The organism is Acinetobacter sp. WCHA55 (genome assembly GCF_002165305.2).
GTDB lineage: Bacteria > Pseudomonadota > Gammaproteobacteria > Pseudomonadales > Moraxellaceae > Acinetobacter.
This window is the reverse complement of the sequence record NZ_CP032286.1, coordinates 683,268-699,492: the sequence shown is the minus strand read 5'-3', so window position 1 is coordinate 699,492 and position 16,225 is coordinate 683,268. Positions and strand designations below refer to the sequence as shown.

Sequence of the window (16,225 nt, the reverse complement as noted above, 5' to 3'; positions counted from 1 at the left end):
CAATCCGCAGTAACGCACACAATATTGTCAAAGTCACTAAGAACTAAAACCTTGATAAATAAAATATAGCCCAACAACAATTAATAACCCCGCAAAACACTTTTTCAACATCGCTGCCGACAAATGGTGCGCTACTTTTGCCCCAAACTTGGCAGTAATGAAGCTCATCATCGCAATCCCGAAAAAGGCGTAGACATGAATATAACCAATGGTATTCGGTACATTGACCTCAGCTCGATGACCAAACCACATAAAACCCAAAGCACCAGCTACTGCAATTGGTAAGCCACAAGCCGCTGATGTCGCCACCGCTTTTTGCATAATCACACCATGGCGGTTTAAATACGGCACGGTCAAACTCCCCCCACCAATGCCAAAGATCGCAGAAGCCACACCAATGCCCGCACCGACAAATAACTGTTTGCCCGTCGACGGCAACTGACGAGATGGGTCAACCTCAACATGTGCGCCACTAAACATTTTGTATGCCACCCACACTGCAAAAAAACCGATCAACAGCTGTAAGCCATGTCCCGACATATAATCTGCAATGCCCGCACCTAAAAATGCGCCCATGACTAAACCTGGAGCCAAATTACGAAACACAGGCCACAGCACTGCTCCACGTTTATGATGCGCACTCACAGAACTCATTGAAGTAACAATAATAGTCGCCAGCGATGTACCCACCGCCATATGCATAATGACACTTGGGTCATAGTTCAAATGAGTAAATACCACATATAAAATCGGGATGATAATGAGTCCACCACCGACCCCAAATAGCCCCGCAGCAAAACCAGCGATTGCGCCAATCAGTAAATATATGATTAACTCCATGATCATTTTTCACTTTTCTCAGATTCATATGGATTTAGAGACACGCCAATTACAAGAGCTTCTCGCTGAAGCACAGCAACTTCCTGAAGTTTTATTGCTTAAGCCAGTTACCACATCCACCAATGATGATGTGCGTGAAATTGCGCAAAAAGGGATTCAGAGCGTTTTGGTCTGCAGTACACGACAAACTCAAGGCCGTGGACAGCGTCAACGACAATGGGTTTCTCCTGAAGGAAACATCTATTTAAGCACATTGCTTCAGACCAAAACACCTATAGATGGGCGCTTGGCTTTAGAAATTGCGTTAAATATCCTACAAATGCCAAGTTTGCAGGGCCTTGCTCTACAGGTAAAATGGCCGAATGACCTTTACAGTGCTCAAGGTAAATGGGGCGGAATTTTAGTTGAACCATTGTCAAGCCACCAAGCTATTATTGGGGTGGGCATCAATATCAACCAAGTCAAAGATACCCAGCTTGATCAAGCCACCAGCTCACTTGAACAGTTAGGTTTAGCCCAAGCAGAGCGAATTCGCTTAATGGCAGAACTGTATCTAGCGATTCAACAGGCAGGTCTATGGTTCACCCATAACAGTGCAAATTTGGCTTCTCGTTTCAATCATTACGCAGCATTTATGCAGCAACCCGTTGAATTTGAACACATGAAAGGTCTATCTCAAGGCCTATTCTTAGGCATTCAAGATGATGGTGCGGTACAAATTCAGACCACCAAGGGTGTTGAAAGCTTTTACCAAGGCCGTTTACGCCCAATGATCCCTGTTTAAATGATTGAGTATCATCATGAAAAATTTATGGTTAGATATTGGTAATACTCGTCTGAAGTATTGGATTACGCAGGAAGATCAAATTTTGGAACAAGGGGCTGAGTTACATTTACAGTCCCCTGCCGATTTGCTTTTAGGTCTAATTCAGCATTTTAAAAACTTAAACATCCAACAGATTGGGGTATCTTCGGTTCAGGACAAAAAAAATAATGACCGAATCCGTAGACTTTTAAAAAGTTTAAATGTGCCAATCACCTTTGCTCAAGTACAGGCCAACTATGCTGACTTACAATGTGGCTATGAACAGCCTGAACAACTCGGCATTGACCGTTGGCTGCAAGTGTTGGCAGTCGCACGCGATCCGAAGCAAAACTATTGTGTGATTAGCTGTGGCACGGCGCTAACCATCGACTTGGCTGATGGTTTGCAGCATTTAGGTGGCTATATTCTACCAAACCTCTACTTACAACGAGACTCGCTGATCCAAAACACCAAAGGCATTAAAATTCCAGATGCGGCTTTTGATGAACTCGGTCCTGGCCGTAATACCATCGACGCAGTGCATCACGGGATTTTGCTCGGCTTGGTCAGCACCATTGAAAAAGTCTTGCAACATTCTCCACGCCAACTGATTTTAACTGGCGGAGATGCGCCTATATTTGCACGCTATTTGGCAGAGTATGCACCATGCATTGAAAATGATTTATTACTTAAAGGGTTGCAATATTATATTCAGCATCAACCTTGAGCCACCGCCTGCTGTTGTAACAGAGGGGTTAAGGTATTGAGCAGTAACTCAAATTCAGCATAGCCATTTTCCCGCATAAAATGTCCTGCACGTTTCACTTCCAATACCTCTGCACTCAAAAAGTGCCCAAAGGTCAGTGCCAAAGGCGGTGGAACATAAGGGTCATTATTGGAAAACAACACCACACGTGAAGCGATGTGCGAGTGGAGTATACCGCTGTCCAACTTCGCTTGCGCAATAAAGCTACTTAACTCAGGCAAGCTTGTTAAATTCGCTTTAAAGCCCGCAATACAGAAGATTGCTTTAATTCGACGTTCCCGTAGTTGAATACTCAAGTAATGTAAAGTCACCAGACACCCCAAACTATGCGCAATGATGATGGTATTTTCATCTAAAGTGGTCATTTGCAGGGCTAAAGCCTGCTGCCATTCTTCGAAATGTGGTGTATCACTATGCGGGAGCACTAAGCGTTTTACTTCGGCATGTAGGTCCATCTGACTGAGTTTTTGACTGAGCCAAGGAAACCAATGGTCATTGGGCGATGCTTGATAGCCATGCACAATATAGATATGTTGTTTTGATTCATGCATTTTCAACTTCTTATTATAATGTTTGAAAAGAATAAATTTTACGCAACTTTCATGCCATAAACAGTGCATTTTTGTTATTGATCGACAGTATTGAAAATACACACCATAATTTCCATGACTCACAAAACAACATAAAAAAAGGCGCTCAACGCGCCTTTTTCTGAAATGGTTAGAAGCCGATTACTTCTTATCGTTCCCACCAAATAATGGTCCCATTCCGCCACCACCAAACTGTTTTTGCATACCGCTTAATGATTTCATCATTTTTGCCATACCCGATGGATTGGCAAATTTTTTCATCATTTTTGCCATTTGCGCATGTTGTTTAATCAATTTATTGACTTCAACGACATCCATACCACAGCCTGCTGCAATGCGCTTTTTACGGCTTGGGTTCATCAGGTCTGGATTACGACGCTCTTTGATGGTCATCGATTGGATAATCGCTTCCATCTTTTTCACTTGCTTTTCAGGGTTTGCTTGCGCCAACGCATCTTGAATCCCTGCATTGCTCATGCCAGGCAACTTATCCAAGAAGCCCATCATGCCACCCATTTTATTCATTTGCTCAAACTGCATTAGCATATCTTCAAAATTGAAACTGCCGCCTTTTTGCAGTTTTTTCGCCATTTTTTCGGCTTTTTCTTTGTCGACTTTGCGCTCAAGTTCTTCAACTAAAGAAAGTACGTCACCCATACCCAAGATACGCTGTGCAACACGTTCAGGATGGAATGGCTCTAGGGCATCGAGCTTTTCACCCATACCTAAGAATTTGATTGGCTTACCAGTAATTGCGCGTACTGAAAGCGCTGCACCACCACGTGCATCACCATCAGTTTTGGTCAGAATCACACCCGTTAATGGCAGTGCATCATTGAAGGCTTTGGCTGTATTTGCCGCATCCTGACCGGTCATTGCATCGACCACAAACAAAGTTTCAGTTGGCTTAATCGCCGCATGAAGTTCTTTGATCTCGTCCATCATTTCATCGTCTACGTGTAGACGACCTGCGGTGTCGACAATCAAAACATCCGCAAACTGAATTTTGGCTTGTTCAATTGCACGCGTTGCAATGGTAATCGGTTTTTCGTCAGCACTCGATTCAAAGAAAATCGCGCCAACTTCACCTGCAACGGTTTGTAGCTGTTTAATTGCTGCGGGACGGTAAACGTCAGCAGATACCATCGCTACTTTTTTCTTTTGGCGTTCTTGTAAGAAGCGAGCAAGTTTTGCAGCCGTTGTTGTTTTACCTGCACCCTGTAAGCCCGCAAGAAGGACCACAACTGGAGGTTTTGCTGCAAGATCAAGGCTTTCATTTGCCTCGCCCATCATTTTTGTTAATTCGTCATGCACGATTTTAACAAATGCTTGGCCCGGCGATAATTGAGTCATGACTTCTTGACCCAACGCCTCTTCCTTAACTTTCGCGATAAATTCACGAGTTACAGGAAGTGCAACATCGGCTTCAAGAAGTGCCATACGTACTTCACGTAGGGTATCTTTAATATTGTCTTCGGTTAGCTGCCCAGAGCCAGTAACATTTCTTAAACTCTGCGTGAGTCGTTCCGTTAAGGTATCAAACATTGCAAAATCCGCTTAAAATTGCTAGTTGCAAAAAAATCTTTCTTAAAATAGAAAATTTATGCATAGAATGCTATAGGATACTGTAGTTCGCACCGAATTTATATAAATGAATATTCATCATCCTGAAAAAGGTTTGACATGATTAGCCTGCCCTTGGTTTACACCATCTTAGCATTAGTCGCTTATACCACCTCTTTTTGGTATTTGTTTCTCAAATTAATGGCTAAACGTGATCCAAACCATTGGTTTATTGGCATTATTTTAGGCTTAGGCTTATTACTGCATGCAACTGTTTTGTACCATGACATGCTCACGCCGATGGGAGTGAATTATGACGTTTTTGTCTTAATGTCATTTACATCAGGGCTCATGCTGTTACTCAGTCTACTCTATAGCACTTATCGTCCAATTCTAGCTTTGAACCTGATTGGTATTCCTGTGGCCGCTACAGGACTCATTTTAGGTTTTGCCTTTAGTCAGTCCACTCAATTTATTGAACAGCGCTCATTAGGCTTAGATATTCATATTATTTTATCGTTGTCGGCCTATGCGGTACTACTCATGGCGACCATACAAGCCGTGATTTTATGGTTCCAAGATCGTGAGTTAAAAAACAAACAAAAGAAACGCTTTTGGGTCAACTTACTGCCCTCTTTTCAAGCGATGGAATCTTTATTGTTTGACTTGATTAAAACGGGTTTTATTTTACTGACTGTGGCGTTGGTGTTTGGTTTCTTTACCATTGACAACTTTTTTGCCCAACATCTGGCACATAAGACCGCTTTTAGTATTATTTCTTGGTTTGTGTATGGGGCTTTGCTCATCGGACATTACCGTTTCGGTTGGCGAGGTCAAAAAGCGATTCGCTTTACCTTAATTGGATTCTTTTTATTGGCTGTCGGTTTTATCGGATCTAAGTTTGTATTGGAAATGATTTTAGGTCGATAACGTCTTTTTGTTGAGTTCGCTTTATTAACGATACAGTACTTTACTCAAAAAGTAGATGTATAACATAATGGCCCAGCAGAAAAGCCCAGCTTAGGCAAACTGGGCTTTTAGTTAAAAAATAACATATTGATTTAAAACAACTTACCTTGTTAATTTCAGTTTATCTAACAACAACTTATTTGATCCAATAGTCATTTTGCTCCGCGATAAGCTTATTATACTCAGTGGAGTTATACATACTAAGGCAATTCATCAGTATTGCTGTATTTCCAGTACTTTGATAGATATCATTATTTTTACTGGTATACGGCTTTGTTGCACAAAGCTGTTCTTAAGGGCTTCTTCAGCAATATAATTTCCAAATGAAGAAGCCTACACACAAAATCTACCGCACAACCAATTGGCCCGCATATAACCGAGCTCTCATTAATCGTGGGAATATTGCCATTTGGTTCGATCCAAAAACACAATGGTATGCAGAACCTCAAGGCAAACAAGGTCGAAGTCAAACCTACTCCGACATAGCGATTCAATGCTGTTTGATGATCAAATCTCTATTTAGACTTACTTTACGCATGGTCACTGGCTTTGTTCAAAGCTTAATTAAACTTTGTGGATTAGATTGGACAGCACCAGATTACAGTACGCTTTGTAGAAGACAAAAGCATATTGATATTGCAATTAGTTATCAGAAAAACAGTGATGGGCTTCATCTACTCGTAGACTCTACTGGCTTAAAGTTTTTGGGCGAAGGTGAATGGAAACGTAAAAAGCATCAGTCTGAATATCGTCGCCAATGGTGTAAACTTCATATTGGTATAGATGCTAGAACCCTGCAAATACGAGCCGTTCAGCTCACGACCAACAATGTAAGTGATTCACAGGTGCTTGGGGATTTACTCAATCAGATTCCATTGGATGAGCAGATTGACTCCGTATATACCGATGGCGCTTATGACACCAAGCAATGCCGACAGGTCATTGCAGATCGGCAAGCACATGCAGTGATTCCACCTAGAAAAAATGCCAAGCCTTGGAAAGATAAAAAAGTTCATTCGCTAGAGCGAAATGAATTACTTCGCACTGTTAAACGTTTAGGCAGGACACTATGGAAAAAATGGTCGGGCTACCATCAGCGAAGTCTGGTTGAAACCAAGATGCACTGCATCAAATTATTAGGCGATAAACTCAGTGCTAGGAACTTTCAAAGCCAAGTCAACGAGGTACATGCTCGTATAGCCATTTTAAATAGATTTACAGAATTAGGCCGACCTCATACCCAAGTTGTCACTTAAATTTGAGCAACTTAGGAAAGCTCTATCTTTAAGGGCTTTATGCAACAAAGCCTAGCACCAGTAAAACTCATCCGCGCACTCAGACAAGCCTAACTAAACCAATCATGCGCGATATACTCATATCTGTGGGTAGGCTGTGACAGAGTTCTGTAGCAAAAAGCATTGATCGATAAACCGAAGGATAATGAAATAGATCATTTTTCATCCATCTGCTATACTAGCTAAATATTTCCCCCCTTCTTCTCTACTTAGAGTAACGCCAATGAAGTAAGTCCTATTTTCCGTCAAATCTAATTTATTTGTTTTCTGACGTGCAAAATAAACTTATTTACTACTCTATATCTCTATATAAAAATTTATTTTGTATGTCCTGTATAAAGGAGTCTTCAATGACCCAACAGGCCTGTACCGTAAAAAATCTCAGTGTTCAATTTGCGCATGAACCACTTTTTCAGCATTTAAACTTTGAATTGCCCGCTGCCCAATGTTCAGCCCTGATCGGTCGCAATGGTCAAGGAAAATCAATATTAATGTCCCTACTCACTCAGGCGCACATGCCCAATTATGCGAGTGGCGAAGTAATTTGGCATATGCCTTTTTCCTACTTAAGTCAGCTCGAGCGTTTAAGCAACTGTACGCTTGCCGAAGCCCTTAATATTGCTGACTTACATGCAAGTTTTCAGCGTATTAAACAATCGACTGCAAGCTTTGAAGACTATGACCGCGTCGAACATGTATGGCATCAACCCACTGAATGGTTAAAATTACTGAAAAGTGCAAACTTACCTACAGATCTATCCAGCTCGGTTTCTCAACTGAGTGAAGGTCAGAAAACCAAACTGGCACTGTGCGGTCTATTTTTACAAACTGAGCATTATTTACTTCTTGATGAACCTAGTAATCACTTAGACCATGAAAGTCGTGCGTGGTTAAGTCAAAAAATCATTCAACATCCTGCGGGCTGTTTAGTCATTAGCCATGACCGCACATTGTTAAATCAAATCTCCAACACCTATGTCTTAAATGATTTTGGCTTGCAATACTTCCGTTGTAACTATGCCAAATATCAATTACAAGCAGAACAACAACAGCAGGCGTTACTACACAACATCTCGCAAGAGAAACGCGAACTTAAACAATTACAAGCCCAACAGCATGAACAGCGCATGAAAGCCCAGAAAAGGCAAAAGTCTGGGCAGAAATTACGACATTCAGGTTCTCAAGCCAAAATCCTGCTCGACTTTAAAAAAGAACGTGCCAGTCAAACGCTATCGGGAGTTGCACAGCAACAACTTCGCCAAAAGGAACAAGCACAATATGAACTCAAAAACAAACAGCAGCAACTAGAACAGATAAAGTCACAAAAGTTTGATTTCCATTTTCAACCTCAACAAACAGGTGAAATTCTTCGTTTAAAAGAGGTGGTTTTAACCACACTTTCTATCTCGCCTATTTCTTTTGCCTTATATAGCGGAGAAAAAATCCAACTGCGCGGCCAAAATGGTTCAGGTAAGTCGACCTTACTTCGTGCCATCAAAAATCATAGTCATGTTCAATCGGGAGAAATTTTCAAGCGAGGAGCATCGTTATATTTAGATCAAAACTTTAGCCTACTGAATCCAGAACTGAATGCGGTACACAATTTACAATTATTAAATCCGTCTTTGTCTGACGAAGAGTGTCGGAATCAATTGGGGCAACTTCGAATTCGACGAGATAAGGCTCTGCTTCCGATCTCACTACTTAGTGGCGGTGAGCAACTCAAAGTTGCCTTACTGTGTATCAGTCTCGCAGTACAGCTTGTGGACTTACTTTTACTGGACGAACCTGAAAATCACCTCGACATCGACTCAAGACAACTGCTGGCACAAGCTATTCGCGACTTTACAGGGGCGGTTATTTTAGTTTCACATGATGATGCCTTTGTCGAGGAGACACAGATTCAAAACTATTTCGATTTAACCCAAACGCATTAGACTAGACAGCGTAATCGGATTTGCGTATAACACCGTTTTTCTATTTGACTGGTGACACCGCTGTGAAACTCATTCTTGCACCGATGGAAGGCTTAACCGACCCAATCATGCGTGATGTGCTCACGTCTGTAGGTAGCTTCGACTGGTGTGTGACTGAGTTTATCCGTGTGACCAATTCGGTTTTACCTGATCATATTTTTCATCAGTATTGCCCTGAATTACTGCATGACGGAAAAACGGCAGCGGGAACACCCGTGCATGTTCAATTCTTAGGTAATGACCCTGAAATGCTAGCTGCCAATGCCATCCGTGCTGTGAAACTCGGTGCACCCGCCATTGATATGAACTTTGGTTGTCCAGCCAAAACCGTGAACCGTCACCGTGGTGGCTCGGTGCTTTTAGATGAGCCAGAAGTGGTGCATGAACTGGTCAAAGCCGTACGTGATGCGGTTCCTGCGCACATTCCTGTTTCTGCGAAAATGCGCTTAGGCTATATGGACCGACATTTTATGTTGGATAATGCTCATGCCATTGAAGACGCAGGTGCTGCTTGGGTCACCGTGCATGCACGGACCAAAGCCGATGGCTATACCCCACCCGCTTTTTGGGATCAACTCCGCCCGATTCGTGAAGCCTTAAAGATCAATGTGATTGCCAATGGTGAAATTTGGAACAATGCAGACGCGAAACAATGTCGCTTAGAGTCTGGCTGTGAAGATTTGATGATTGGACGTGGTGCCGTGACTACCCCCGATTTGACTCAGTGTATTCGTCAAAATACTGATACACCTTTGCTGACTTGGAATGAGCTATTAAGCTTACAAATCCGTTTCTTAAATGGCGGGTATAAGAAAGAAATGAATATGGTCGGACGTTATAAACAATGGCTTGGCATGATGTCTAAACACTATCCTGAAGCCAAAGCCCTCTGGGATGAAGTAAAACGCATCAAGCCTCTGGACGACATTATTCTCAAACTAAAGGCAAGCGCGACTTAATCCGTTCGCGCAGCGATCGCGACATAAGTCGGTAAGTTCCATGCACCACCTGCAAAGCCTTTACATTGCTGTGATTGTGCCTGATAACTGAGGACAAAAGCCTTTCCATTCCAAGCCCACTCGGAACGAATACCACAGTCAGCAAGGCCCCGCCCTTTTTGCTCTGAGAAAATTTGCGCCTCACTAAAACTTGAGCCTGATGTGGTGACTTGCTGCTGAATCTTTTGTAAGGCTTTGTCCATGACCCAGTAGCCTAGACCTTCATTGTATGCCCCACGCCAACATGGCACTTGAACCACTACCTGTTCTGCATTCAGTGGATAGACTGAAACCCGATCTTCCTCAAAAAACCGTGCCTCATAGAGATTTGGACAGTCTTGTTCATCGGTTTTTACTTTTAACTTTTTAAAGAGTTGATAGGCATTTTTACTGTCCACGGCAAAATGGCTGGCAACCGCAGGGCGATATCCTGTAATGCCAATTTTAGGGATGGCTTTGGGTTGTAAAACATTTTGCTCAGACTGGCTACCTTTTTGATAGATGGCATTCGGTGTATTTACCCGCTTTTGTATATCATCCATTTTAAGCAAAACTGCATTTGCCCCAGCAGTTGAAATTTGCCATTGCTGTGCTTGGGTCGTAAGGCGAATATCTTCTGCTCCCACCAAAGCCTTTAGCAACTGCTCACTTTGAATACTGGACAGTTTCGCGGTACTTTTCTTGGCATCTATGGTCATGTTCCCTAGAGATATTCCTCCTACATTTAAGCTGGCTTCAATATCCTGCGTAAATTCCTCAGCCACTTGAATTTGGGTGAGTACCGCACCGCCTGCACCTGCGGGACGAGAAATCAGTAAAGATACTGGATGACCAAACTGAGCATCACTCTGATAGCCCGCCGCACGGCACATACCTGTATTATCACAGGCAAGTTCCCAGTCCTTATGTATGAAATAACTCCCCGTATCTGCATAAGTCAGCTGACTTAAGGTGTTGATCAAAACAGCACCCAAGAGTGAATTTTTTAGCTTTCCTAACGTTTTATTCAACATGTGACTTCACTCCGCTTGCGTGGAATATTAACCCTGTGCTTAAAAACTTCGGCTCTGTACCGTACCTGTGTAATTTAAACAATCTTCAACGCGAATCTGTTGCACCTTCGATAGCTGATCTAAATCAAACCAAGCATAATCCGTATGTTCATCACTGAGCCTGATCTCAGCAGATGCAGCCAAATGACATCTAAAAATAAAAGCATGTGAAGTCACCGCCGAATGAAAATACACACCCGACAAATAATCGATCTGAACCTGACAACCGATTTCTTCTTGGCACTCACGCAGTAACGCTTGATGAATGGTTTCTCCCATATCCAAAGCTCCACCGGGCAGCCCCCAAGCCTGATCAGCATAATTGGCTTTCAGTAATAAAACCTGTCTCGCGTCATTGGTCAGCACCGCATGAGAACTTAGCCGGTAAAAGTCTTGAAATGCCATAGATACCTTCTTCTTAAGTTGTTCATGTTGTCATTAAAAACATAAGCCCCCCAAAAATGGAGGTGGCTCCTCCTGTGCCAATCTAAAGCTTTAGCGAACTCAGTCTGGAAAATGAATCGGCTTTGAAATTTTAGTTTCAAAGTCCACAGGCACCGAAATATGCTGATGGGCAACCAACCACTCACCTGCCGTTTTTTGAAAACATAGCGTGGTTCTGCACCAAGGAATCTCTGGAGTTGCAACGCCACTGGCATGATCCAGTTTAGAATAACAATGTAAAAAAGCTAAACCATCACGACTAAAAATGTTGATGTTCCGTCTAAAGACTTTGATGTCCCCCTGAAAAAATGGGGCATATCGTCTCCACAATTCTTGATAGGCTTGCACGCCTTGCAACTCAAACCCAATATCAAACAAGCTGACATCACTTTGACAAAGACGAATGATATTTTGTACATCCATTTTACAAATGGCATCATCCCATTGTTTGAGTTTGAAGATAATTTCATGCCCCGCATGCTCATCTCCAACTAATCGAAAATCCACATCACACTCCCACACGATAAATCAAACCGTATAAAAAAACGCGTGCGCCATCCATAGCAAACACGCGGTTTTCTTCAATTCTTGAAACAAGCAAAATATGTAATCTGATCTTAAGTCGTCAAATCCTTAATCGTAGTACTTGAACCATTGTTTTTGACCGATTCAATGCCTTTATCTCGGGATTGTTCACTGGCGTAAAACTGACTGCTACCAATAATCTGATGATTGGCAGCCTTTAAGTTAAAATAAGGTTTGCCATTTTTGGCTTCTAAGCGGTCATAACGCGTATCATCGGGGCTGTTTTTTTGCACCGACTCAATTCCATTATGTGCTGACGCTTTTGCTTTATACAGTTCACTGGTCAAAATGACCTCGCCATTTCCCGCTTTTAAAACAAAGCGATATTGACCATCACTCGCCTGACTTACTTCGTACCATCCTGACATAAGCTCACCTATTGTTATTTTAAAGTGATTATAGATCCACCAAAACTGAATAAAAAAACCATCCAATTCCATAAAATATAAATGACTTCTTTTATAAAAAAAAGTGCATTTACTACCAGCCCAGATTTTATTTTTTTAAAATAACAGCGCCATATGAATAACACATGACAGCCATAAACCGTTTAAATGACATGCAATATCAGCCCAATAAACGGTTTATTATTCTTCGTAATTTTATGCTTTTAATACCAACTTACTATAACTGCTTTTTGGCATTTCAATAATTTCTACACAAATTTGGACCGTTAAATCCTGAGGGGCTGTAAAATTTTGCTGCATGGTTTTGAGTAGTTGAGTTGAAATAGCACACTTGGTGGCCTCATCTCGTCCGCTTAATAAAGACACTTTGGCGTGCAGATAGGCCTCCGCATCGCCTTCTACCCCAATCACAAAATCGGACTGTCGAATAGCACGACTTTTGATGTCGTTGCCCGATTGTACGAAATGACCATCTAGCAAAGTTTGGTTTAAAGCCAATAACATCGGTTTCACTTCAAGGGTGTCGATATTGTCTGAATATTCAAGGTGGATATGGGGCATCGTGTATTCATCAAAAGTTTTTATCTTTATAGCATGCTGTGCTGATGTTTCAACGCTTAAATACCTTCTCAAAATGGCAAAAAACAAAAACGGAGTCCAATTGACTCCGTTTTGATCTCGAGCTGCAAACTCAGCGCATTAGGCTTTTTTCACATACTCAGATTTCAGTTTCATCGCACCGACACCGTCAATTTTACAGTCAATGTCATGACCATCTGCGGCATCTGACAGTAAACGAATATTTTTCACTTTAGTTCCAACTTTCACCACCGATGATGAACCTTTAATTTTTAAATCTTTAATCACCGTTACCGTGTCACCGTCAGCAAGTAAATTGCCGTTGGCATCTTTAATTGTCACCATTTCTTCAGTTGCTTCACCCTCTTTCCACTCATTTGAACATTCAGGGCAGATCAGCAAGTCACCATCTTCATAGGTATATTCGGACTGGCATTTTGGGCAGTTTGGTAAAGACATAAAAACCTCAAAAATAAAAAATAAGCAATTCACATTGCTCAAAGCGCCAATATAGCATTTTTCAGACGAAAGCGATGCGAATCACCTATTTATTTTAAGGATTTAGCCTTGTCACAGCATGAATAAAATAAAGCTTAGGAAAATATAAATTTTCCCTATAAGAGCATCAGATCAACACTTACTTTTGTTCCAAACACTGCTTCAAAATCACCACATGGTTATGCTGTTCTTCTTTGGCGGCGGTGAGTAACGTGATCTGCTCTTGCATCGCCAATTGGCGCAAATCATTCAACTCAGTGGGATGTGCTTCCAGTTCTTTCCTATAACGGACTTTAAACTCATCCCAATGTGCTACCATGTCTTGGTGATACCACTTCCGTAGTTCATTGGATGGCGTGAGAATTTTTGGCCAAACATCTATTTTTGCCTCAAGTTTTGAGACCCCTCGTGGCCACAACCGATCGACTAAAACCCGTTTGCCATCCTCAGCCTCGGCAGGTGTATAAATCCGCTTCATGCGTATTGGCATGCAGAACTCCTTTTAAATCTATTGTGCAACTTATTCTATTGTTCAACGATGACAATGCACTATTCATCAGGAATATCTGGATTCACTAAAAAAGCCAAGAGTTGCAATGACTCTTGCCACCCTAGATAACAGCCATCGACAGGAATCACATCGGGTAAACCAGACTGCGTAATATAAACCTCTGTACCAACAGATACTTCTTTAAATTCAACACGCACTTCAATTTTACCTGCAAGTTCAGGCACATCGAACTCATCGGTATAGCGTAATAAGCTATTTTCAACGATTTCATGATAAGTGCCATGAAATGAATGCTGCATGCCTGTGCTAAAGTTGGTAAAAAACATGCGATATTGACCACCTTCACGCAGCTCAAACTGATCTACATGTGCGGTAAAGCCATGTGGTGCCATCCATTTCACTAAAGCATCTGCGGTGGTAAAAGCACGATAGACGCGCTCGACGGGCGCACTAAATACGCGGTGTAATTGAACGCTATTTGACATGATTTTTCTCGTTCTATTCAAATATTCAGATTTAGTTTAAAACGCTTAAACCCACATACTGTATTTTTTTTGTGCATCTTTTTTTTAAATAGCCAAGCTTGGCCTACTGGCTTTTTCTACTCAGCAATAAAAAAAAGCATGTTTTTCAACATGCTTTAACTTTGACCATTTCTTAAGCCTGACCTTGCTCATAGTCTTCATCATCTTCGTCGTCATAGACATAGGCCATACAGCCCCAGCCGTCATATTCGCCACCAAACTGTTCTGCAATTTTAGTAAACCATTGCTCTAAGTCGACAATGTCAGAATACTCAGGTTCCATATAGACATAGATGGTAATAATCCACTCAGATACATCGCTTTCTTCATCGACAAACAACGTAATTTTTTGCTCTTCTTGTAATAAATACAGCGCACACTTTTCTGCTTGTGATTGCTCTTGAAAGGCAATCGAATATTCTATTTCATGCGGTTCAGACAGGTCGTCGCCATCCTCAGCCATTTGCCAAAGTACATTTCCGTTATCATCATCTGGATATAATTCATAATCACGTGTCATGCGTATGTCCTTGTTATCTTTTTAGCCAATATATCGTTGGCAAGTGACAAAATAGTGACTTCAACATAGCATATTTTGCTCATTTTTATAGCAGTTATGTCTGATTTTTCTAACCTTGTTTGGTGTTTATTTCACACAGACTTTGCCATGTTAGTGTAAAACTCGATCCTCAACTAAAATGTCCGATTGAAACTGCAAATCGCGGCTTTTTAAGCTTTCTAATATGGCCGCAAATTTGAGTTCTTCTAAACGTAAAGCCAGATAACTGTCTTGTATCTGAGTATGGCCAAAGACCGCACCATAGTGATTGATGAGGGTGAAATCATCCTGCAAAGCTTGAATTAAAAGGCCAAGATTGTCTTTGCTCACGCGTTGTAAATAAAAGTCTGCTTTCGTATTAAATAACTGTGAAACCAAGATCATCATCGATAATCGCCGATTCTCATCCATAAAGGCGCAATTCACAACGTCATTTTGCTCAACCGCACGAATCACCTGTTGCCGGACTTTTTGTAAATGAAAGGCCGCATCCGTTTTCCCATAGCCTTCGATGAGTTCATCTAATAACTGCTCCGAAGGCAGATGATAACCCTGGCTGTAGGTTTCAATTTTATGGTGTAAGGCCTTTGATATTTCAGCCAAATGTTGTCGCTCTTCAGCCATGTGAAAAAAAGCTCCCAATTTTTCTCTGGCACGCAACATGCTCATTTCTTTGGCTTTACGCTCATATTCCGTTAAGAAGTGATGGACTTTTTCAATGCGCTGCCGACATTGTTTGAGCATCTGTTCGGCATCAAACTTGACTGTTTCAGCAAACAATTCGACTTGGTTGTGACGTTCAATAACATAGTGTTCAACATCAATAATTTCTTGGTAAGGACTCAAGGTTTCGTTACGTTGTCTGAGGGTTCCAAGCTCAATTCTTAAACTGGTCAGCCGGTGTTGTAATTCTCTTTGCTGCTGTTCATAGACTTCTAAACTGTTTCGACTGCGCTCTAAATTGATTTCTAAAGATTCAATCTTCTTTTTTTGGGTAAGGCTGTGTATTTTTTGCCAACATATAACCGCACACAGCAGGACAAGAATGACAGCGAATACATAAAGCATGGCCTATCTCCCTACGGGAACGTTATTTTTCTTTTTTAAAACTCAGCGATAAGAACACATCAAATTCAAACAGTAAGCCGTGGAACAGACAAACATATTTTCATTCAATTTCAATCAGTCATGACCATGGCCAAAAAGCCAAACTCAAATGTTAATTTCCACAAAGATAAGCACACTGGATAAAAGTACGCTCATA

19 protein-coding genes are annotated in these 16,225 nt (G+C 41.6%); 6 read left to right on the top strand and 13 right to left on the bottom strand.

Going from position 1 to position 16,225, the window contains the following annotated elements; translation table 11 throughout:
* Positions 1–36: 36 nt before the first annotated feature.
* Positions 37–840 carry a sulfite exporter TauE/SafE family protein gene (locus CDG62_RS06195; RefSeq protein ID WP_087528142.1) on the bottom strand — a complete coding sequence of 268 codons (804 nt, stop codon included), beginning with the start codon at positions 838–840 and terminating at the stop codon, positions 37–39.
* Between the two features lie 28 nt (positions 841–868).
* Between CDG62_RS06195 and CDG62_RS06190 the strand changes: the two genes are divergently transcribed.
* Both CDG62_RS06190 and CDG62_RS06185 read left to right on the top strand, forming a co-directional pair.
* Positions 869–1,624 carry a biotin--[acetyl-CoA-carboxylase] ligase gene (locus CDG62_RS06190; protein ID WP_087528149.1) on the top strand — a complete coding sequence of 252 codons (756 nt, stop codon included), beginning with the start codon at positions 869–871 and terminating at the stop codon, positions 1,622–1,624.
* 16 nt (positions 1,625–1,640) lie between these two features.
* Positions 1,641–2,372, top strand: coding sequence for a type III pantothenate kinase (locus CDG62_RS06185; RefSeq protein WP_087528143.1), 732 nt, complete (start codon positions 1,641–1,643; stop codon positions 2,370–2,372).
* On the opposite strand, the gene CDG62_RS06180 is transcribed toward CDG62_RS06185, so the two are convergent.
* Positions 2,363–2,962, bottom strand: coding sequence for an RBBP9/YdeN family alpha/beta hydrolase (locus tag CDG62_RS06180; protein WP_087528144.1), 600 nt, complete (start codon positions 2,960–2,962; stop codon positions 2,363–2,365). The genes CDG62_RS06185 and CDG62_RS06180 overlap by 10 nt on opposite strands.
* 180 nt (positions 2,963–3,142) lie before the next feature.
* A complete protein-coding gene (ffh, locus tag CDG62_RS06175; protein ID WP_087528145.1) occupies positions 3,143–4,546 on the bottom strand; it encodes a signal recognition particle protein in 1,404 nt (467 codons plus the stop codon).
* Positions 4,547–4,684: 138 nt separating this feature from the next.
* Between ffh and CDG62_RS06170 the strand changes: the two genes are divergently transcribed.
* The 4 genes from CDG62_RS06170 (at position 4,685) to CDG62_RS06155 (ending at position 9,763) form a co-directional block, all read left to right on the top strand.
* A complete protein-coding gene (locus CDG62_RS06170) occupies positions 4,685–5,494 on the top strand; it encodes a cytochrome C assembly family protein (protein WP_087528146.1) in 810 nt (269 codons plus the stop codon).
* 362 nt (positions 5,495–5,856) lie between these two features.
* The gene (locus tag CDG62_RS06165) at positions 5,857–6,789 is read left to right on the top strand and encodes an IS5 family transposase (RefSeq protein ID WP_087528927.1); all 933 of its coding nucleotides are present in this window, start codon (positions 5,857–5,859) and stop codon (positions 6,787–6,789) included.
* Between the two features lie 389 nt (positions 6,790–7,178).
* Complete coding sequence (locus CDG62_RS06160) at positions 7,179–8,765, top strand: ATP-binding cassette domain-containing protein (RefSeq protein WP_087528743.1); 1,587 nt, start codon at positions 7,179–7,181, stop codon at positions 8,763–8,765.
* A 62-nt stretch (positions 8,766–8,827) separates the two neighbouring features.
* Positions 8,828–9,763 (top strand): tRNA dihydrouridine synthase, encoded by a 936-nt coding sequence (locus CDG62_RS06155; protein WP_087528762.1) that lies wholly within the window; start codon positions 8,828–8,830, stop codon positions 9,761–9,763.
* On the opposite strand, the gene CDG62_RS06150 is transcribed toward CDG62_RS06155, so the two are convergent.
* The 10 genes from CDG62_RS06150 to CDG62_RS06105 form a co-directional block, all read right to left on the bottom strand.
* Complete coding sequence (locus tag CDG62_RS06150; protein WP_087528744.1) at positions 9,760–10,815, bottom strand: DUF1176 domain-containing protein; 1,056 nt, start codon at positions 10,813–10,815, stop codon at positions 9,760–9,762. The two genes, CDG62_RS06155 and CDG62_RS06150, sit on opposite strands and share 4 nt — an antisense overlap.
* A gap of 39 nt (positions 10,816–10,854) precedes the next feature.
* Positions 10,855–11,259 carry an NUDIX hydrolase gene (locus tag CDG62_RS06145; RefSeq protein WP_087528745.1) on the bottom strand — a complete coding sequence of 135 codons (405 nt, stop codon included), beginning with the start codon at positions 11,257–11,259 and terminating at the stop codon, positions 10,855–10,857.
* Between the two features lie 99 nt (positions 11,260–11,358).
* On the bottom strand, positions 11,359–11,805 hold the full coding sequence (locus CDG62_RS06140; protein WP_087528746.1) for a YybH family protein: 447 nt from the start codon (positions 11,803–11,805) through the stop codon (positions 11,359–11,361).
* Positions 11,806–11,915: 110 nt separating this feature from the next.
* The gene (locus tag CDG62_RS06135; RefSeq protein WP_087528763.1) at positions 11,916–12,251 is read right to left on the bottom strand and encodes a YegP family protein; all 336 of its coding nucleotides are present in this window, start codon (positions 12,249–12,251) and stop codon (positions 11,916–11,918) included.
* Between the two features lie 234 nt (positions 12,252–12,485).
* Positions 12,486–12,851: a 5-carboxymethyl-2-hydroxymuconate Delta-isomerase gene (locus tag CDG62_RS06130; protein ID WP_087528747.1), complete on the bottom strand. Its 366-nt coding sequence runs from the start codon at positions 12,849–12,851 to the stop codon at positions 12,486–12,488.
* A 138-nt stretch (positions 12,852–12,989) separates the two neighbouring features.
* Positions 12,990–13,328, bottom strand: a complete 339-nt coding sequence (locus CDG62_RS06125; protein WP_087528748.1) for a zinc ribbon domain-containing protein YjdM — start codon at positions 13,326–13,328, stop codon at positions 12,990–12,992.
* A gap of 178 nt (positions 13,329–13,506) precedes the next feature.
* Positions 13,507–13,857, bottom strand: coding sequence for a DUF488 domain-containing protein (locus CDG62_RS06120; RefSeq protein WP_087528749.1), 351 nt, complete (start codon positions 13,855–13,857; stop codon positions 13,507–13,509).
* 59 nt (positions 13,858–13,916) lie between these two features.
* A complete protein-coding gene (locus tag CDG62_RS06115) occupies positions 13,917–14,363 on the bottom strand; it encodes an SRPBCC family protein (RefSeq protein ID WP_087528750.1) in 447 nt (148 codons plus the stop codon).
* A 172-nt stretch (positions 14,364–14,535) separates the two neighbouring features.
* The gene (locus CDG62_RS06110; RefSeq protein ID WP_004695219.1) at positions 14,536–14,922 is read right to left on the bottom strand and encodes a ribonuclease E inhibitor RraB; all 387 of its coding nucleotides are present in this window, start codon (positions 14,920–14,922) and stop codon (positions 14,536–14,538) included.
* A 150-nt stretch (positions 14,923–15,072) separates the two neighbouring features.
* Positions 15,073–16,029, bottom strand: a complete 957-nt coding sequence (locus CDG62_RS06105) for a DUF5660 family protein (RefSeq protein ID WP_087528751.1) — start codon at positions 16,027–16,029, stop codon at positions 15,073–15,075.
* Positions 16,030–16,225 lie beyond the last annotated feature (196 nt).